Origin of the sequence: Streptomyces sp. CB03238, assembly GCF_002099185.1 — a bacterium.
Lineage (GTDB): Bacteria > Actinomycetota > Actinomycetes > Streptomycetales > Streptomycetaceae > Streptomyces.
Genome location: NZ_NBCN01000008.1, coordinates 1 through 19,217 on the forward strand (window position 1 = coordinate 1; position 19,217 = coordinate 19,217).

A 19,217-nucleotide genomic window follows, 5' to 3' on the forward strand; every position below is an offset into this window, starting at 1 on the left:
GCACCCCACCCATACAGGGAAAATGCCCGCGCCACAGCCTTCTGCAACACGCTTTAGTACTTGTTACACCACCACACCCCTGGTCAGCCCCGGCACGTCAGGCGCAGTTGGGCCGCCGCGTGGTGGGCGCCCGTGAGGGGGGCGGCGCCCCAGTCGCGGCCGCGGTCGGTGAGGTGGACCGTGAACGTGGGGGACCTGACCGGGTAGGTGCCGACCTGGACCAGGGTGCCGCGGTGCACGGGCTGGCGGACGCCGAAGGCGGCGTACGTGGAGCTGGGGTCGTCCGGGTCGGCGAGGACGCGGTAGACGGCCGGGTCGCCGGCGACATCGATGTCGCGGGGCCCCTTGGGGACGAACACCGCCAGGGCGCACCGTTCGTAGTCCGTGCCCACCGGCCACGTCCACGTCGCCGTGCCCGTACCGTCCCTGTCCGGGCTGCCCGACATCGGCAGGGCGGTGAACCGGCCGTCGCAGCCGCCGCCCCGGAAGCCGCCGGACGCCACCGTGTACCAGGCGGCGTCGCCGTTCTCGAAACGGCCGCCCTCCACGTAGCGGCCGTCCTCGCACCCCGGGCCCGCCCACGCCGTGTACGTGGGCGGGCGCGTCGGGGCTATACGGGACGGCAGGCTCCGCTCCGGGAACCGGCCGTCCAGGCCGGGGTCCGGGCGGGTGTCGCCGCCCAGCAGGGTCACCGCGGCGATCAGGCAGCCCGCGGCCACGACGGTTCCCGCTGCCAGCACAGTGCGTACGCTCGCCATGGCCGACCACTATGCAGCGCGACCCTCGGTAACCGTGAGGGTCAGCGCAGTTCCTCCGGGCAGGGAGTGCCGCGCGGGAAGATCTTGTACGGTGCGGCCAGCCGGTACACCCCCGGCTTCGGCGCGAGCAGCTCCGTCCACTCGTCGCCCTCCCGGTCCTCCTCCGCCTTCAGCAGGCAGCCGTGGAGGTTGAGGAACGTCTTGGGGCCGTCCTCGCGCTCCAGCGACGCCTTCGTCTCCTGCGGCGGCTCCACCTTCTTGCCGTCCTCGTCGAGGAGCGCCAGCCAGGGCGAGTACGGGACGCGGATCAGCACCCGGCCCGCCGTCCGCACCCGGATGGTGACCTCCCCGGCGCCCGCCCGGTCCACCGTCGCCGGCGGGTCGGCCAGCGGGGTCGGGTCCTCCACCGCGTACAGCCGCCAGTTGGCGTCGGACCACACCGGCCGGAGGTACGGCTGGCCGTCCTTGACCAGCTCCGCCTCCTGCTCGGCACCGGTGTCCGGATCGCCCTTGGGCAGCACCACGTAGTGGACGGCCCAGCGGTGCAGCCAGTCGCGGTAGGTGACGGAGTTGAGCGTGTCGTCGTAGAAGACCGGGTTGCGCTCCATGTCCGCCTGGCGGTTCCAGCCGCGGGCGAGGTTGATGTACGGGGCCAGCGCCGACGCCTCCCGGTGGCTGCGCGCCGGAACCACCTCCACCCGCGCCTTCTCCGCCCCCAGCTGCTGCAACTGGTTGATCAGCGGCGCGGCCTCGCGCGCCCACGACGCGTCGGGCGCGGTACGGATGATGTCGTCGGCGCTCTTGAAGCCGATCCACCCGTTCAGGACGACGAACGCCAGGAGCAGGGCGTACCACCTGCGGGTGCGGCAGGCGGTGTACGGCAGGGCCGCCAGCAGGACGACGCCCGCGAACAGCATCGGCAGCCGAGAGACGTTCGACCCGATCTGCGAGTCGATCAGCCAGGTGAGGAGCGTGCCGAGCGCGTACACGGCCGCGCCGGTACGGACCGTGCGCCAGTCCTCCGGTACGAGGACGAAGACCAGGACCCCGAACGCGAACGGCAGCATCGTCGACCCGAACGACATCGGCTGCGTACCCGAGAAGGGGAACAGCCAGGACGAGAGGGCGACCACCACGACCGGCGCGAGCCCGAGCGCGTACGCGCCGGGGCGCCGCTTGTTGAGGAACAACGCCGCCGCCGCGACCCCCAGGAACAGCCCGGCCACCGGACTCGCGGCCGTCGCCAGCCCCGCGAGCGGCGCGGCGACGGCGGCCTTGGCCCACCGCCTCGTCCGCCACCGGTGCGGCCAGCAGAAGACGGCGGCCACCGCACCCAGCGCGAACATCATGCCGAGGCCGAACGTGACGCGGCCGGACAGCGCGTTGCACAGGAACGCGAACACCCCGGCGAGTGAGCACGCCAGCGGATTGCGGACCGCCCGCACCCGCACCAGGATCAGCGCGGTCAGCGCGGCGGACACCGTACCGGCGATCATCATCGTCGTCCGCACGCCGAGCAGCGACATCAGGTACGGCGACACGACGCTGTACGACACCGGATGCATCCCGCCGTACCAGGCGAGGTTGTACGCGGAATCCGGGTGCCGCCCCACGAACTCGGCCCACGCGTCCTGCGCGGCGAGGTCGCCGCCGCTGTTCGCGAAGACGAAGAACCAGACGATGTGGATGAGCGCGGCGAGCGCCGTCGCGACCGTGACCGGGTGGCGGACGAACGGCGCGGGAACGGCGGGTGACGCCTTCCGTTCGGCAGGAGCCTTGACGTCCGCCGGGCGTACGGGCGAGTCGGGGGTCCGGGGTACGGCGAGTGACCCGGCCACCCCGGGCGCGGCGGGTGGCGCCGGGGCGTTGGCGGGTGCCTTGGTCGTCCCGGCCACCCCGGGCGCGGCGGCGGCCTCGGGATCCGCCGGGTGCGCCGGAGCCTCGGGCGCGGCCGAGGCGGCCGAGGCGGCCGGTGGCCTTATTCGCGCCCGGGAAGTCGAGGCGCTTTCCGCGCGGGTCGGCTCAGCGCGGGTCGGCTCAGTGGTGGTCACTGCGGCTCTCTGCTCTCTGCGTCGTCCCCCACGTCCCTGCTACGTGCTGTCTGCGAAGACGTCGTCCGGGCGCCTTCCGTTGCCCGGACGTGTCCGGACGCTAACACGCGGGCGCCCCGGAAATCCGGGGCGCCCAGGGAGGTTTCAGCCGAGACGCGTCAGCTTGTCGCCGAGGCCCGGTTCGGCCATGGCGCTCTTCAGGGCCACCGGCACCCGGACCTGGCTGGCGCCCTCGCCCACGGTCAGGACGCCGACCTGCGTGCCGGCGGGCGCCGAGTGGGGCAGCGCGCGGCCGCCGTTGCCCAGCTCCAGCCTGACCGTCAGACCGGACCAACCCACGACCGTCACGTCCTTGGTCGCGACCACCGGGGTCCTGCCGCCGAGACCGTCGTCGACGTGCCCGACGACATCGCCCTTCTTGACGACCGTCTGACTCTCCAGCAGGGCCTGCGTAGCCTTCATCGCCTCCTTGCTGGCGGCGATCGCGCTGCCGAGGATCGGCGTCTTGTACTGGGCCAGGACGGCACCGACGATCAGCTGGTCCGTGTCACCGACCTTCTTGTGCGCGGCGAAGAGCAGGTTGCCGCCGGCCTTGGTGGTGCTGCCGGTCTTGATGCCCAGCGCGCCGTCGTACGGGACGAGGTCGTTGTAGTTGCGCCACTTCTTGCCCGACGGGTCCGTCCACCACGGCTTGGCGGTGATCTCCAGCAGCGCGGGGATCTCCACCAGCTTCTCGCCCAGCTTCACCTGGTCCTCGGCGGAGCTGACGGTGGTGTGGTTCAGGCCGGAGGGGTCGGTGTACGTGGTGTTCTTCATCCCGAGTTCCTTGGCGGTGTCGTTCATCTTCTTGACGAACGCCTTCTCGGAACCGGCGTCCCAGCGCGCCAGCAGCCGGGCGATGTTGTTGGCGGAGGGGATCATGATGGCGGCGAGCGCGTCGTACTGCGAGATCTTGTCGCCGGCCTTCACGGTGTTCAGCGTCGACTCGTTCTGCGCGTCGTAGCCGCCCTCCGTCTCGGCCAGGGCGTCGATCTCGATCATCTCGCCCTTGGACCCCTCCTTCAGGGGGTGCTCCTTGAGGATCACGTACGCGGTCATGGCCTTCGCCACGGAGCCGATGGGTACGGGCTTCTGCTCGCCGAAGGAGTCGACGGTGCCGAGGCCGGTCGCCGACATGTACCCCTGGCCCTCGTTCGGCCACGGCAGGGACGGCTTGCCGCCCTCGAAGGTGTACGACGGCTTGGCCGTCATCGCCAGGGTGGGTGCGGGCAGCGGCCGCACGAACTGCACGATCGCAAAGACGATCGCCAGGAGGACGACGAGCGGCGTCCAGATCTTGACGCGCCGGACGACCGTGCGGACCGGGGTCTCCGGCGGGGGCGGCGTGTTCGTCAGCTCGGCGAGCATGTCGAGCGGCGGCCGGGGCGGCAGGGGCTGCTGCTTGGTCCGCTCGGCCTCGGTGAGTGAGGCGGGCGGGCCGCCGGCCTTGGCGGGGGCGGAAGAGGTGGGGGCCGGGGCGGGAGCCGGGGCCTGCGGTTCGGGCTTCTTCGCGGCGGGGCGCACGTCGTCCGCGCGCAGCGGGACGAACTTGCTCGTCCGCTCGGCGGGCGACTCGGGCGTGATGGCCTTGAGCGCGGTCGTCGGCTGGTCCACCGGCTTCCGCTGCACGGCCCGGAACACGGCGGTGGGCTGGTCGACGGGCGGCTGCTCGTCCTCGCGGGACGCCGCTGCCGCCTCCGCGGACGCCTCGGCCTCGGCGGACGGCTCGTCGGCCTCGGCGGACGGCTCGTCGGCCACCCCGGCGCGGGCCGGCTCGTCGGCCTCGGTGGATGGCTCGTCGGCCTTGCGGGCCGCTTCATCGCCCGTCGCGGCGCTCGGCTCGTCGGCGTCGGCGGACACCTGGTCGGCCTCGCGGACCGGCTGGTCGCCCTTGCGGACCGGGTCGTCGGCCTTGCGGACCGGCTGGTCACCCTTACGGACCGGGTCGTCGGCCTCGCGGACCGGCTGGTCACCCTCGCGGACCGGCCGGCCGGCCGCGGCGGAGACCACGTCGGCCTTGGCAGACACCTCGTCGGCCTTGGCGGGCTGCTCGGCGGCCACCCCGGCGCGGGCCGGCTCGTCGGCCTTGGCGGGCTGCTCGGCGGCCTCACGGACCGGCACGCCGGCCGCGGCGGACACCTCGGCGGCCTCTCGGGCCGGCTCGTCGGCCTTGGCGGGCGGCTCGCTCGCGCGGGGCGACACGTCCGCCTTCACCGGCACGTCCGCTTTGCCGGACGAGTCACCACGCTCGGCGGCCGTCGCGGCCGTCTCCGCCGTACGAGCCGACTCTTCGGCCTGGGCGGAGGGGCCGGCCTGGCTGGATGGTTCAACGCTCTCGGCGCCCGGCTCGTCGGCCTTGCCCGCCGCCGGCGCCTCGGGGGCAGCGGACTCGCCCGGTTCGTCGTCGTCGGTGGCAGTGGCGGCAGCCGGGCCGTCCGCCTTCGTGACCCACGCCGCCACGGCGTCCCGCAGGCGGGCGTCCCCGTCCTTCGCGTCGGCGTCCTCCCGGTCGGCGTCCCTCGCGTCCCCGCCCTCCCGGTCGGCTTCGTCCCGGGGGAGCGCCCTGAACACCGCGGTCGGCTGGTCGACCCGGACCTCTGCGTCCCCTTCCGGAGACCCGGCGTCACCGAGCACGGCAAGCCTCGGATCGCGTTCGTTCGAAGCCGTCTCCCCCGGCGACTTCTGCTGCTCCGACTTGTCGGGGGACTCGCCCGCCACCGTGCCTCCTTCAATCAACGCGTTGTCCGAACCATGTATCAGTGTCCTGTGTGAGCGCTTGGCCCCCGTGCAAGACGAGAACGACATACCTACTGGTTCCCGTACGAAGCACCCAGGCGCTCTCGACAGACCAATGTGAGAGGGGTCACCCTGTCATTCATCCACGCGGGGAGGCATGGATGGGCAGGAGCCGCAGAACACTTCCGGAGGAGCTTCTGCTGCTCGCTCTGGACCCGGCCACGGGTACCACAGCGCAGCCGCAGTCGCTCGACCTCGGCCTGGCCGGAGCACAGCTAGTGGAGCTGGCTCTGGCAGGACGGATAGCCCCTGACGGGGATCGTATCGCCGTGGTGATGCCACGGCCGACCGGAGATCCGACACTGGACTCCGCGCTCGAGCTGCTGCGCAGGCGTGGCAGTCCGGTGCGGGCCGTCCACTGGATCGGCGGGCCCCGACTGGGGCTGCGCCAGACGTATCTCTCGCATCTGGAGCGGTGCGGCATGGTGCATGCCGTCGAGGGCCAGATGTGCGGGGTGCTGCCGACGACGCGCTACCAGGCGACGGAGACGGCGATCAGCCGGGAGATCAGGGCCCGGCTGGACAGTGCGATCCGCACCGGCGTACCGCCGGACCCGCGGACCGCGGCGCTCGCCGCGCTGGCCCACGCGGTCGGTCTCGGCAAGCACCTCTATCCCGGGAACGAGGGGCGCTCATCGCGTTCGCGGCTCCGGGACCTGATCAGGCACGACCCGATGGGCGGTCTCGTGGCGCACGCCGTGATGGACGTCCAGAACGGCGTGGGCGCACAGCCACGTCGTAGCCCCGGCTCGGGAGGCGGTGGCCGCCCGGCCACGGCCGTACCGATGCAGCCGCAGTCACGCAGCGGGTCGATGGCCCGCGCCGTGGCGCACTGAACGCGCTGAACGCACCGAGCACACTGAGCGCACGCACCACCCCCACGCCCCGGCTTTCCGGGAGCCGCATGAGCGCGCGGGGCAGCCGCGAGGGCCGCCCCGCGCGCTCGCGCGTGTCCGTACGTGCGTACGCACAGGCGCTCGTGTGGCCATTTTCCAGCGCGCACAGCCCATTGGTGGCAGTCTGCTGAGCAGTAGATACGTAGAGCTACGCCAGCTACCGCAGCCAAGCAGCCGGAGGTGCAGTTTCCCGTGGCGTCCAACGTCAACCCCACCGTCAGGCGACGCAGATTGGGCCAGGAGCTGCGCCGGCTGCGTGAGCTCAAGGGCATGACGGCGGAGGAGGTGGCGGAGCGCCTGCTCGTCTCGCAGTCGAAGATCAGCCGCCTCGAGAACGGCCGTCGCTCGATCAGCCAGCGCGATGTCCGTGACTTGTGCGGGGTGTACGAGGTCGAGGACCACCGTATCGTCGATTCGCTGATGCAGATGGCGAAGGACTCGCGCCAGCAGGGCTGGTGGCACGCCTTCGGCGACATCCCGTACAGCGTCTACATCGGCCTGGAGACGGACGCCGCCTCGCTGCGGGTGTACGAGCCCCAGGTCGTGCCGGGCCTGCTGCAGACCCGGCAGTACGCGGAGGCGCTGATCACCGGCGCGCTGCCCGAGTCGTCGCCGGCCGACATCGAGAAGCGGGTCAACGTCCGCGCGCGCCGCCAGGAGCGCATCAAGGACGCCGAGACGCCGCTGCGCCTGTGGGCGGTGATCGACGAGTCGGCGCTGCGCCGGGTGGTCGGCGACAAGCAGTTGATGATCCAGCAGCTGGAGCACCTGGTCGAGCAGTCGCACCTGCCGCACGTCACCGTGCAGGTACTGCCGTTCGACATGGGCGCGCACCCGGGCATCAGTGGCCATTACGCCATCCTGGAGTTCCCTGACGCCGCCGACTCCTCGGTCGTCTACATCGAGGGCGTCACCAGCGATCTGTACCTGGAGAAGGCGAACGACGTGCAGCGGTACAGCGTGATGTACGAGCACCTGCGCGCCCAGGCGCTGAACGTGGAGCAGACGCGGCAGTTCATCGGCGAGGTCATCAAGGACTACACGGACCTGGCGCAGTGACGTCCCTGTTGCGCCCATACTGCCCCTGCTTCCGAATGCCTCGATTACGGCCGGAATGACAGGGATTGGCCCAGGCCGCCGGGGAAGAAGCCGGTACGGTACACCCCCACCGGCTTCCAGCGGAAGACCCGCATGGAATATGCCATCCGGTCGAGTGAACGCCCGCCCCGCACACAGATCTCGACGAGTAGCGTCGATCACGCCAGCCTGCAGGTCGGGCCGGTGCGAGTCACTGCTGTCACTGTCGAGAACCGGAGCGGAGAAGATGGCAATCATTCAGGGCGCCACGGAGACCTGGACCAAGTCCTCGTATTCCGGCGGGAACGGCGCGTGCGTCGAGGTCAAGTCCCCCGTCGTCGCGGCGATCGCGGTACGGGACTCGAAGGTCCCCGCCGGTCCGTCGATCACGTTCGTCCCCGAGTCGTGGAACGCGTTCGTGCGTGAAGTGAGCACGGGGGCTCTCTGAAGTCCGCCGGCGCGTCACCGATGAGCCCTCTCGACTGGTCCGCCGTCCCGGCCGAGGGGGCTCGGCCATGCGCTAGCGCAATTGATCGACGTACCGGTCCGTCCCCGGCACCGTCGGGATGAAGGGCGCGACCAGTTCCACCCGGCCCCGGTCACCCGGGTCCAGGTCGGTGAAGTGGTCCTGCCAGCAGGTGCGCGGGTCCTGTTCCAGGAACCACAGCAGGGTCAGGCGGGTGTCGACCGCCTCGACCTGCTTGACGTACGTCATACGGTCACCCGGCAGCGGCGTGGGGCGGAAGAGGGTGACCATCGCGGCCGGTGAGCCGGCGAGGCGGCGTGGCAGGTACCGGGAGCGGAGCCACTCCAGGAGGGCCGCACGCCGCTCGGGGCCCTCGGTGTCGATGACCTGGAGCACGAGCCCCGCGTAGGGGTGGTCCAGAGCGTGGTGGTCGCGTGGGCCGGCCGCGCCGTCGCGGTAGACGGTGGCCGCGTGGTCGTGGAACGCGGTGAAGACGTGCGTACGGGCCTGGTGGACGCGGCCGTCGCGGTTCAGGCGCTTATTAATGGCGACGGTCCACTTCATGTGGTCGTCGTAGCGGCCCTCGGTGATCCAGTACGTGGAGAGGTAGCACCCGGCGGTCACCGGCCGGGCGACCGCCGACGTGGCCGGGTGGCGCAGCAGTTGCAGGTCGCGGGTGGCGACCCAGCGGCGGCCCGCCTGGATCCAGGGCATGGCCATCGCGCCCGCGTAGTAGTGGTCGTCCTCGTACCAGCGGTTGTACGCGTACTCGTGGCCGGGGTGCGGTTCGACCATGGTGATCAGGGCGTGGCCGGGACGCACCCCGTACGGGCCGACGGCCGCGAGCCGCGCGTAATCCTCGCTCCGCGTGTCATTGTCGTCGTCGCTCATGCGGCCTACTCTGACGGTGCGTCAGATAACTCGTCCAGAGCCGGGGAGGCGCCGGATGCTGCTGCGCGACAAGACCGTGATCGTGTCCGGCGTCGGGCCCGGCCTGGGTCACCAGGTGGCCGCGGCCGTCGTGCGGGACGGCGGCCACGCGGTGCTCGGTGCGCGTACGGAGGCGAAGCTCGCCGCCTGCGCCGAGCGGATCGACCCGGAGGGGCGGCGCACCGCGTACCTCGCCACGGACATCACCGACGAGGCCCGGTGCGAGGCGCTGGCCGCGCTCGCCGTCGCGCGGTTCGGCGGGATCGACGCGGTCGTCCATGTCGCGGCGTACGACAGCCACTTCGGCGGGCTGGAGGACGCCGACTTCGCCGCCTGGCAGCGGGTGCTGGACGTCAACCTGCTGGGGACGCTGCGGATGACACGGGCCTGCCTGCCGGCGCTGAAGAAGCGCGGGGGCTGCGTGGTCGTCGTCGGTACGCAGTCGGCGGTGGCCGCCCCGTCGCAGGTGCGGCAGGCGGCGTACGCGGCGTCCAAGGGCGCGCTGACGTCGGCGATGTACTCGCTGGCGCGCGAGCTGGGGCCGCACCGGATACGGGTCAACACCGTGCTGCCCGGCTGGATGTGGGGGCCGCCGGTCCAGGCGTACGTGCGCCTGACGGCCGAGGCCGAGGGCGTGGCGGAGGACGAGGTGCTGGGCCGGCTGGCCGAGCGGATGGCCCTGCCGGAGCTCGCCACGGACGCCGATGTGGCCGAGGCGGCGGTGTTCCTCGCCTCCGACCGGGCGCGGGCGATCACGGGCCAGTCGCTGCTGGTCAACGCGGGCGAGCTGATGAGGTAGAGCGCCCTCCCTTTCGCCGACCGCACGGGACCCGCATCCCGTGCGGTCGCTGTGCCATGTGTCGTACGGACCTGACGAAGCGCCCGATCATCGTGTGGCCGCCGTCACGGGCGCGACAACGGCCGCGTGGGTCAAGAAAAGGTAAAACTGTTCTGCTTTCTGATCCACGTTCATATTCGTGACCATGGGATGCCTTGACCGGCTGCTCGAACTGGCGGTTCAATCCCCGAAGTCCCCGCTCCCGCACGGGGGCGCCGCTGACCGGACGCACTGACGACGCGCTTCGACGTTCACAAGGCGGACCCCTGGAGGGGGCACATGAACACTCTCGACTGGGCCGTGCTCATCGGCTACTTCGGTGTGATGGTCGCGATCGGCGTCTGGTCGCACAAACGCGTGGACAACGTCAGCGACTTCTTCACCGCCGGCGGCAAGATGCCGTGGTGGCTGTCGGGCATCTCGCACCACATGTCCGGCTACAGCGCGGTGATGTTCACCGGATACGCGGGCATCGCCTATACGTACGGCGTCACCTCGTACGTCACCTGGTCCTTCCCCATCGCCATCGGTATCGCCATCGGCGCCCACCTCTTCGCGCCCCGGCTCAACCGGCTGCGCTCACGGCTGCATGTCGCCTCGCCGCTCGAATACCTGAAGAACCGCTACAACCTGCCGACCCAGCAGGCCCTCGCCTGGTCCGGCGTCCTGCTGAAGATCGTCGACGTGGGCGCCAAGTGGGCCGCCATCGCCACCCTGCTGTCCGTCTTCACCGGCATCTCGCTCAACCAGGGCATCCTCATCACCGGTGTCATCACCGGCATCTACTGCACCGTCGGCGGGCTGTGGGCCGACGCCCTCACCGAACTCGGCCAGTTCATCATCCAGTTCTTCGCCGGCATCGCCATGCTCGTCGCCGTCATGGCCGAGCTCGGCGGCTTCAGCGCCCTGTGGACCGTGTGGGACCGGCCCGAGCTCCAGGGGCACACCGCGCCGACCGCCGGACCGTACACGGTGACCTTCCTCCTCGCGTACCTCTTCATCAAGACCTTCGAGTACAGCGGCGGCATGTGGAACCAGGCCCAGCGCTACATGGCCACGCCCACCGCCCGCGAAGCCACCCGCTCCGGGCGGCTGTCGGCGGTGCTGTGGTTCATCTGGCCGCTGGTCCTCTTCTTCCCCATGTGGTGCGCGCCGCTGCTGGTCACGCCCGAGAAGCCCGACGCGTCCGACTCCTACGCCCTGATGACCGAACAGCTGCTGCCGCACGGGCTGCTCGGCCTGGTCATCGTCGGGTTCTTCTCCCACACCATGGCCATGTGCTCCTCCGACGCCAACGCCATCGCCGCCGTCTTCACCCGGGACATCGCGCCCGCCCTCTCCAAGGCGGCCCGCTCCTGGTCGCACCGGGCCGGGCTGCTGGCCGCCCGCTGGTCGACCGTGGCGTTCCTCGGCCTGTCGATGGCGATCGCGACCCAGGTCAACTCCCCGACCTTCGGCGACATCATCACCGTCGTCATCAAGTGGGTGGCCGGCCTGATGGGGCCGATCGCCATCCCGTTCATGCTCGGTCTGCTGCGTACGTTCCGCAGGTCCGGGCCGACGGCGGCGCTGGTGTCGTGGGCGGCCGGCCTGTTCGCGTTCTGGCTGACCAACTACGGGCTCGACGGCATCGAGCTCCAGATCCAGATCGTCTCGCCGCTCGCCACGTCGCTGATCCTGTACGTACTCATCGGCTTCATCAAGCCGGAGGACACCCCGCAGCGGGACGCCGTGCTGGACAAGCTGCACTCCGACGACGGCAGCCCCGCCGCTGTCGTCCCCGAGCGTCAGCCCCTGGGGTAGCGGGCCAGCCAGCCCGGCGCGGAGACCGCCGGGCCGTGCAGGGCCGGGCCCTGCGTCATCTCCATGGCGAAGTCGTCCGCCAACTGAAGGATCGTGGGCCGCCCCTCCAGCTCGGCCAGCCAGGCCGGCGGGAGGGCGGTCTCGCCGTGCAGGGCGCCCAGCAGCGCCCCGGTGAGGGCGCCGGTCGTCTCCGACGGGCCGTCGTGGTTGACCGCGAGCCGCAGCCCGTGCCGTACGTCCTCGCCGACGAGCGCGCAGTAGACCGCGATGGCCAGGGCGTCCTCGGCGTGCTCACCGTCGGTGTCGCCCAGCGACGCGATCCGCGCGGGGCTCGGGATCCCCTGCCGTACGGCACCCAGGGCGTGCTTCAGCGCGTCGCTGACCGGCTCGTGACCGGGGCGGGCCGCCAGCTGCGCGAGCGCCCGCTGCACGGAGCCGTCCACGCTCTCGCCCCGGGCCAGGCCGTGCACGACGACGGCGAAGGCACCGGCCGACAGGTACGCGGTGGGGTGGCCGTGCGTCTGGACGGCGCACTCGACGGCGAGCTGGCACACCAGCTGCGGCTCCCAGCCCACCAGCAGCCCGTACGGCGCGGAGCGCACCAGGGCGCCGGCGTCGCGGGCGGCGGGGTTCTTCGGCTTGTCCAGGGTGCCGAGGATCTCGTCGCCCAGCCCGGTGAGGGTGGCGTGCGCGGGGTCGCGGCGGGCGTACAGCCACTCCTCGCACGCGAGCCAGCCGTTGTCCTTGCGGCGCTCGTCGGGACCCCAGTCGCGCTGGGTGGCGGCCCATCGCAGATGGGCGCGGTGCACGTCGGTGGGCGGATGCCAGGCACCGGTGTCGCGGCGCACCTGGGCGCGTATCAGACCGTCCACGGTGAACAGGGTCAGCTGGGTCGCGGACGTCACGGCACCGCGCCGCCCGTACGCGGGCGCCAGGTCGGTCAGCCCGTCGGCCCCGTGCGCCGCCCGGATCGCCTCGACGGACAACCCGGACACGCCCGCCCCCAGGGCGTCGCCGATGGCGGCGCCGAGGAGGCAGCCACGCACCCGGGCACGGAAGTCCTGCTGCTCGGCCCGGCCCCAGACAGCCGCGGCTGCTGCACTCACCTCGCGTCCCTCCCGTCGCCCGCCGATGTCACTGTCGGCGCGCAGCACTGTAATCGAAGGGAACGGGGCGCCCGGGGGCCGGAGTGTTATGGGCGCGGACGCCCGTCAGGGGTGGGTTTGAGGGGTTCACCGGTCTGCGTCGAAGGCGTCCCGAGCAGCCTCGACCCGGCGCAGCCGGGGCTCCAGCTCGTCCGGGTCGGCGCCGGGGCACTGGAGGAGCTCGGCCAGGGTGTGGGCCGTGCGGGCCAACTCGTCCCAGGGCGGCGCGGCGGTGAGGAAGCCGGCGAGCAGGTCGTCGGCGTGCGACCACTCCCCGAGGGAGCAGGCGGCGATGAGCGGATGAGTGAGGCCGGCGGCCCGCCAGTGGCCGGCCGCCGCGGACAGGCCCTCGATACGGCTCACGGCCATCGCGAGCAGCGGGGCACCCGCGCCGGGGTCCTCGGCGGACAGCAGCTCGGCCTCCCCGCGGGCGATGTCGAGACGACCCGCCCTGCGGTGCGCCTCGCTGCCCAGAGCGTGGTCGGGCACGTCGGCGAGGGCGGCGAGTGCCTCGTCGGGGCGGCCGAGCAGGAGCTGGACGGTGGCCAGGGCGCGGTGTGCCCAGGCGGTCTCGTGCCCGAGCTCCAGGCACCGGTCGAGGTCGGCGAGCGCGTCCGGCAGCCGGCCGGTGGCCCGGTGGAACAAGGCCCGGCGCTCGTGGACGTACCCCGCCGACGGATCCATGGCGACCGCCCGGTCCAGCTCCCGTCGCGCGTCGTGGTACCGGCGCCGGTCCTGATGGACGGCACCCCGCTCGGCGACGATCCAGGCCTTGTCGGGGGCGAGCGCTTCGGCGCGGTCGAGGTCGGCGAGGGCGGCCTCGTGGCGGCCCAGTGCACGGAGGGCCTGGCCCCGGCTGCCCACGGCCCAGTAGCTGTCCGGCGCGAGCCCGATGGCCCGGTCGAAGAACGCGATCGCCTGCTCGTGCCGGCCGGCCCTGCGGTGTCCCTCCCCCGCGAGCGTGAGCACGCGGGCGTCGTCCGGGGCGAGTTCGGCCGCCCGCACCCGATCCGCCAGCCCTCCCTCGACGTCACCGGTACGTTCCCGGAGGGAGGACCGGACGATGAGCGCCCATACGTCGCCGCCGTCCAGCTCCACGGCACGGTTCAGATCCGCGAGGGCCTCCTCCACGCGCCCGTGCCGCTCGTGGATCGACGCACGCGTGGAAAGGGCGGCCGCGTTGTCCGGCGCCAGCTCCAGGGCGCGGTCCAGGTCGGCGGCGGCTTCCTCGTACCGCCTCGCCCGGTACAGCACGAACCCCCGCATCCGCCAGTTCTCCGCCCGCTCACCGCCGGCCTCCACCGCGCGGTCGAGGTCGGCCAGAGCCTCCTCGTGGCGGCCCGCCTCCTCGAGGGCGTCCGCCCGCATCCAGCGGGCCCAGGAATCGCCGGGCGCCACCCCCACCGCCCGGTCGAGGGCGGCGAACCGGCCGGCCGTGTCGCCCAGCCGGGCGAGGATCTCCGCCCGCCTGACGAGCGCCCACACATAGTCCGGCTTCAGCTCCACGGCCCGCGCCAGGTCCGCCAGCGCCTCCTCGGTCCTGCCCAGGGCGTCGTGCGCCATCGCGCGGCTGCCGAAGGCCCAGGCGTACCCGGGGTCGAGGGCGATCGCCCGGTCGTACGCGGCGATCGCCTCCTCGTACCGCCCCGCGTACCGGTAGGTCTCCCCGCGCTCGCCGAGGGTCCAGGGGTCGTCCGGCTTCAGCGCCTCGGCCCGGGTCAGGTCCCTCAGCGCGCCCTCCGTGTCACCCAGGCCACGGAGCACATGTGCGCGACGGTGGAGGGCCCAGCGGTAGTCCGGCCTGATGTCCAGGGCCAGGTCGACGTCCGCCAGAGCCTCGCGGGGCCGCCCCAGGGCTTCGTGGGCGGCGGCACGGGAGGCGAGTGCCGCCGCGTCGGAGGGGTCCAGGGCCAGGGCCCGGTCCAGTTCCCGCAGGGCGTCGGACGGGCGGCCCGCGCCGTAGTGGGCCTCGCCCAGTTCGCGGATGATCCGCGGTGTGTCCGGGCGCAGTTCCGCCGCCCGCGCGAAATCGGCCAGGGCCTCGTCCCAGGCGCCGAGAAGGCGGTGCGTCAGGCCCCGGTCGAACCAGCCGCGCCAGTCGCCGGGCGCCAGGTCGATCATCCGCGCGCAGTCGGCGTGCGACTCGTCGTACCGTTCGGCCACCCGGTGGTGGAACGACCGGGCGTCGAGCGCCCGGACCTGGCCCTCGACGTCCAGCCCGCCGCGCGCCAGCAGCAGACCCAGCACCCGGACGACGCCGCGCTCCTCGTCTCCGAGGGCGTCCAGGCAGTCGGTGGCCCACTGCCGCAGGAGCTCCGCGTCCGTGTCATGGCCCGCCGCGGCGAGCGTGCGCGCCCAGCGGCGCGCCACGGCCGGGCCCTCCTTGCAGGCGTCCGCTCCGCCCGCCAGGGCGGTGGGCAGCGCGCCGCGCGGATCGGCGCACAGCAGGTGGTAGAGCTCCTCCTCGCGCAGCTCGCGCCAGTGGGGGTCCCGCCACAGCCCTTCCGGGTCCAGCCCGGTGGCGGCCGACGCCCGCCACCCGGCGAAGGTCTCCGCCAGCCCCTGGTGCGCCTCACGCCAGCGGCGCGGGGAGTCGGTCCGCTGGAGGCGCAGCATGGGGTCGCGTACGACGTCGTGGTACTTGGCGTGGCCGTCGCCCTCGGAGACGAAGGGCAGGGTTCGCAGCCACCCGAAGAGACCGGCGGGTTCCCCGGTCGCCGCGATGAACACGTCCTCGTTCAGCCGGCGCGGCAGCGCGCACGCCAGGGCGGCGGCTCGGCGGGCCGGGTCGTTCTCCCACTTGAGGAAGCGGTCCACGGCGGTCGCGCCCGCGGTGCTGGGCTCACCGGGCTTGGCCGCCAGGGTGGTGACGAGCACCGGCAGGCCCCCGGACAGGCGCAGCACGTCCTGGACGACCGGCTCGTCCACGATGCCCTTCGCGGACAGCAGGCGGCGGGTCTCGGGCTCCGTGAAGGGCTGAAGCGGCAGCTCCTCGATCAGCTCCGCGACGTCCGCCCAGCAGGCGGGGTCGAGGCGGCGCTGACCGGCCAGGGTGAGCACGGCGTTGCCGGGCAGCGCCCCGTACCGGGCGCCCGTGATCAGGTCGCGCAGCCAGATGTCGAGGAACGGTGCGGTGCGCTCGTAGGTGTCGAAGAAGAGCGCCAGCCAGGGGGCCTCGGCGGCCACCCGGTCCAGTTCCGCCACCAGTACGGGCGTGAGCACCTTGAGGGGGTCGAGAACCAGCTGGACGTCCTCGGGGCTGTGGAAGCGGGCACTGAGCGCGGCCCTCAGCTCGTCGGCGCGCCGGGCCACCCGCGCCGGGTCGACGGCACCGGTGAGCGCTCCGACGACCGGGAGCATGCTCGCTCCGATCAGCCCGGCCTGTGCGAGCGCCATGCTGCCCGGCGACGGAGAGGCGTCCGGCTGATCGGCGACCAGCGACAGCTCCGCCTCGTGGCAGCGCTGCCGGTAGGTCGTCAGCTGACGGTCCAGCGCCTTGAGGGCATGGCCCCGCCGGGCGAAACGGGCACTGATCGCCGCCATCGCCTCGGGCACGCTGTTGACGTCCTCGTCGACGTACGCCGTGACGGCGCCGAGCCTGTCGGCCGTCTCCTGGAGCTCGCGCACCAGCGTCGTCTTGCCGACGCCCGCGTTGCCCACGACGTGGAAGACGAAGCGGTGCCGCTCGTCGTCCGGCTCGGTGTCGAAGTTCCCACGGAACAGCGCCTTTTCACGTTCCCGTCCCACGAAGCCCGCCCGGCGCCTGCGCTCGATGAGCTCTCCCATCGATGGCCGCGCCGCCCCCGCCCCGGTCCTCATGCGGTCAGTCTGTCAGGACCGGCAGCAGTTCCGGGAGGTGTCCGTCCGATGCCGCCGCCGTCCGCCGGCGCTCCTCGGGGACCTCGCCGTACAGGGTCGTACGGGGGCGGGCCGGGCGGCCGGCGGCCTCCGCGATGGCGACGAGGTCCTTGACCGAGCGGTACGAGCCGTAACTGGAGCCCGCCATACGGGAGATGGTCTCCTCCATGAGCGTGCCGCCGAGGTCGTTGGCGCCGGAGCGGAGCATGTCGGCGGCGCCGTCGGTACCCAGCTTCACCCAGCTGGTCTGGATGTTCGGGATGTGCGGGTGGAGCAGAACCCGGGCCATGGCGGTGACGGCCCGGTTGTCGCGGGTGGTGGGGCCGGGGCGGGCGATGCCGGCGAGGTAGACGGGGGCGTTGGTGTGGATGAAGGGCAACGTCACGAACTCCGTGAAGCCACCGGTCTCCTGCTGGATCCGCGCGAGGGTACGGAAGTGGCCCAGCCAGTGGCGGGGCTGGTCGACGTGGCCGTACATCATCGTCGACGACGAGCGGATGCCGAGCTCGTGCGCGGTCTTCACCACCTCGATCCACGTCGCCGTCGGCAGCTTGCCCTTGGTCAGGACCCACCGCACCTCGTCGTCGAGGATCTCGGCGGCCGTCCCGGGGATGGAGTCCAGGCCGGCTTCCTTCGCGGCGGTCAGCCACTCGCGGAGCGACAGGCCCGTACGGGTCGCGCCGTTGACGACCTCCATCGGCGAGAAGGCGTGGACGTGCATGCCCGGCACCCGGTCCTTGACCGCCCGGGCGATGTCGAAATACGCCGTGCCCGGCAGGTCCGGGTGGATGCCGCCCTGCATGCACACCTCGACCGCGCCCACCTCCCACGCCTGCTGGGCGCGGTCGGCGACCTGGTCCAGGGACAGGGTGTACGCGTCGGCATCGGTACGGCGCTGGGCGAAGGCGCAGAAGCGGCAGCCGGTGTAGCAGACGTTGGTGAAGTTGATGTTGCGGGTGACGATGTAGGTGACGTCGTCGCCCACGGCCGACTTCCGGATGCCGTCGGCGATCCGGCACAGCGCGTCCAGCGCCGGCCCGTCCGCGTGCAGCAGCGCCAGCGCCTGCTCATCCGTCAGCCGCGTCGGATCGTCGGCTGCGACCGCGAGGGCCTCGCGTACGTCGGTGTCGATGCGCTGCGGCACCATGCCGGGTGCGGCGGCCTCCCGCAGCGCCTCCCAGTCGCCGTACACCTCGTCGAAGTCGTCACGCCGGTCCGACGTACGCCCTGTGATGTCGATGGCGCGGTGCAGATCCGTACGCCCCGACGCGGTGAACCCCTCGTCGGGCTCCTGCCAGGGCAGGCCGCGCACCTCCGCGTCCGGGTTCGCGAGCCCCGTTGCCGGGTCGGCGAGCGCGCGGACGTGCGGCAGCAGGCGCGGGTCGAGCCACGGCTCGCCGCGCGTGACGAACTCGGGGTAGACGCAGAGACGTTCACGCAGCTCGAAACCGGCCGCCGCGGACTTCTCCGCCAGCGCGTCGATCTGCGGCCAGGGCCGCTCGGGGTTCACATGGTCGATGGTGAGCGGCGACACCCCGCCCCAGTCGTCGATCCCGGCGCCGATGAGCCGCCCGTACTCCCCGTCGACCAGGTTCGGCGGGGCCTGCAGACACGCCGACGGCCCCATGATGTGCCGGGCGACCGCGACCGTCGCCACCAGGTCGTCCAGTTCGGCGTCCGGCATGCCGCGCATCGCCGTGTCCGGCTTGGCGCGGAAGTTCTGGATGATCAGTTCCTGGATGCCGTGGTACGCCCGGGAAACCCGCCGCAGCGCGAACAGCGACTCCGCCCGCTCCTCGTACGTCTCGCCGATCCCGATGAGCAGCCCGCTGGTGAACGGCACCGACGACCGTCCCGCGTCCTCCAGGACCCGCAGCCGCACGGCCGGCTCCTTGTCGGGGGAGCCGTAGTGCGGGCCGCCCGGCTCGGACCACAGCCGGGTCGCCGTCGTCTCCAGCATCATGCCCATGGACGGCGCCACCGGCTTGAGCCGCTGGAAGTCGGTCCACGACAGGACACCCGGGTTGAGGTGCGGCAGCAGCCCGGTCTCCTCCAGGATGCGGATCGCCATGGCCCGTACGTACGCCACGGTGTCGTCGTACCCGTGCGCGTCCAGCCACTCCCGCGCCTCGGGCCAGCGGTCCTCGGGCTTGTCGCCCAGCGTGATCAGGGCCTCCTTGCAGCCCAGTTCGGCGCCCCGGCGGGCGATGTCCAGCACCTCGTCCGGCGACATGAACATCCCGTGCCCGGCGCGCCGCAGCTTGCCGGGCACGGTCGCGAAGGTGCAGTAGTGGCACGTGTCGCGGCACAGCCGGGTGAGCGGGACGAACACGCTCTTCGAGTACGTGATGACCCCGGCCCGCCCGGCCGCCGCCAGCCCGGCGTCCCGCACCCGCGCGGCCGACGCGGCCAGGTCGTCCAGGTCCGCGCCGCGCGCCTGAAGCAGGACGGCGGCCTCGGTGACGTCCAGCGCCACACCGTCCCTGGCCCGTTTGAGGGCGCGTCGCATGGCGTTGCTGGCGGGGCGTCCGGACTGGTCATCGGTCATGGACCCGAGCAT

General features: G+C 72.4%; 12 protein-coding genes. 5 read left to right on the forward strand and 7 right to left on the reverse strand.

Annotation, left to right across the window (positions count from 1 at the left end; genetic code table 11):
• Positions 1 to 83 precede the first annotated feature (83 nt).
• The 3 genes from BKD26_RS15940 to BKD26_RS15950 all read right to left on the reverse strand — a co-directional run bounded on the left by BKD26_RS15940 (position 84) and on the right by BKD26_RS15950 (position 5,566).
• The gene (locus tag BKD26_RS15940) at positions 84 to 758 is read right to left on the reverse strand and encodes an adhesin (protein ID WP_241518685.1); all 675 of its coding nucleotides are present in this window, start codon (positions 756 to 758) and stop codon (positions 84 to 86) included.
• 41 nt (positions 759 to 799) lie between these two features.
• Positions 800 to 2,446 carry an MFS transporter gene (locus BKD26_RS15945; protein ID WP_241518702.1) on the reverse strand — a complete coding sequence of 549 codons (1,647 nt, stop codon included), beginning with the start codon at positions 2,444 to 2,446 and terminating at the stop codon, positions 800 to 802.
• 507 nt (positions 2,447 to 2,953) lie between these two features.
• The gene (locus BKD26_RS15950; RefSeq protein ID WP_084898525.1) at positions 2,954 to 5,566 is read right to left on the reverse strand and encodes a hypothetical protein; all 2,613 of its coding nucleotides are present in this window, start codon (positions 5,564 to 5,566) and stop codon (positions 2,954 to 2,956) included.
• A gap of 179 nt (positions 5,567 to 5,745) precedes the next feature.
• Between BKD26_RS15950 and BKD26_RS15955 the strand changes: the two genes are divergently transcribed.
• The 3 genes from BKD26_RS15955 (at position 5,746) to BKD26_RS15965 (ending at position 8,065) form a co-directional block, all read left to right on the forward strand.
• Positions 5,746 to 6,480 carry a GPP34 family phosphoprotein gene (locus BKD26_RS15955; protein ID WP_084898526.1) on the forward strand — a complete coding sequence of 245 codons (735 nt, stop codon included), beginning with the start codon at positions 5,746 to 5,748 and terminating at the stop codon, positions 6,478 to 6,480.
• Positions 6,481 to 6,732: 252 nt separating this feature from the next.
• Positions 6,733 to 7,599 (forward strand): helix-turn-helix transcriptional regulator, encoded by an 867-nt coding sequence (locus tag BKD26_RS15960; RefSeq protein WP_073757390.1) that lies wholly within the window; start codon positions 6,733 to 6,735, stop codon positions 7,597 to 7,599.
• Positions 7,600 to 7,864: 265 nt separating this feature from the next.
• Positions 7,865 to 8,065, forward strand: a complete 201-nt coding sequence (locus BKD26_RS15965; RefSeq protein WP_073757389.1) for a DUF397 domain-containing protein — start codon at positions 7,865 to 7,867, stop codon at positions 8,063 to 8,065.
• Positions 8,066 to 8,137: 72 nt separating this feature from the next.
• Here BKD26_RS15965 and BKD26_RS15970 read toward each other — a convergent pair whose 3' ends face one another.
• Positions 8,138 to 8,974, reverse strand: a complete 837-nt coding sequence (locus tag BKD26_RS15970; RefSeq protein ID WP_084898527.1) for a hypothetical protein — start codon at positions 8,972 to 8,974, stop codon at positions 8,138 to 8,140.
• A 55-nt stretch (positions 8,975 to 9,029) separates the two neighbouring features.
• Here BKD26_RS15970 and BKD26_RS15975 point away from each other — a divergent pair, with 55 nt between their 5' ends.
• Positions 9,030 to 9,812, forward strand: a complete 783-nt coding sequence (locus BKD26_RS15975; RefSeq protein ID WP_084898528.1) for an SDR family oxidoreductase — start codon at positions 9,030 to 9,032, stop codon at positions 9,810 to 9,812.
• Between the two features lie 318 nt (positions 9,813 to 10,130).
• A complete protein-coding gene (locus tag BKD26_RS15980) occupies positions 10,131 to 11,654 on the forward strand; it encodes a sodium:solute symporter family protein (RefSeq protein ID WP_084898529.1) in 1,524 nt (507 codons plus the stop codon).
• Here BKD26_RS15980 and BKD26_RS15985 read toward each other — a convergent pair.
• The 3 genes from BKD26_RS15985 to BKD26_RS15995 all read right to left on the reverse strand — a co-directional run bounded on the left by BKD26_RS15985 (position 11,639) and on the right by BKD26_RS15995 (position 19,205).
• Positions 11,639 to 12,760 carry an ADP-ribosylglycohydrolase family protein gene (locus BKD26_RS15985; RefSeq protein WP_084898890.1) on the reverse strand — a complete coding sequence of 374 codons (1,122 nt, stop codon included), beginning with the start codon at positions 12,758 to 12,760 and terminating at the stop codon, positions 11,639 to 11,641. The genes BKD26_RS15980 and BKD26_RS15985 overlap by 16 nt on opposite strands.
• 126 nt (positions 12,761 to 12,886) lie before the next feature.
• Positions 12,887 to 16,618: a tetratricopeptide repeat protein gene (locus BKD26_RS15990; RefSeq protein ID WP_143662659.1), complete on the reverse strand. Its 3,732-nt coding sequence runs from the start codon at positions 16,616 to 16,618 to the stop codon at positions 12,887 to 12,889.
• 4 nt (positions 16,619 to 16,622) lie between these two features.
• Positions 16,623 to 19,205, reverse strand: coding sequence for a bifunctional FO biosynthesis protein CofGH (locus BKD26_RS15995; protein ID WP_107417888.1), 2,583 nt, complete (start codon positions 19,203 to 19,205; stop codon positions 16,623 to 16,625).
• Between the last annotated feature and the right edge of the window lie 12 nt (positions 19,206 to 19,217).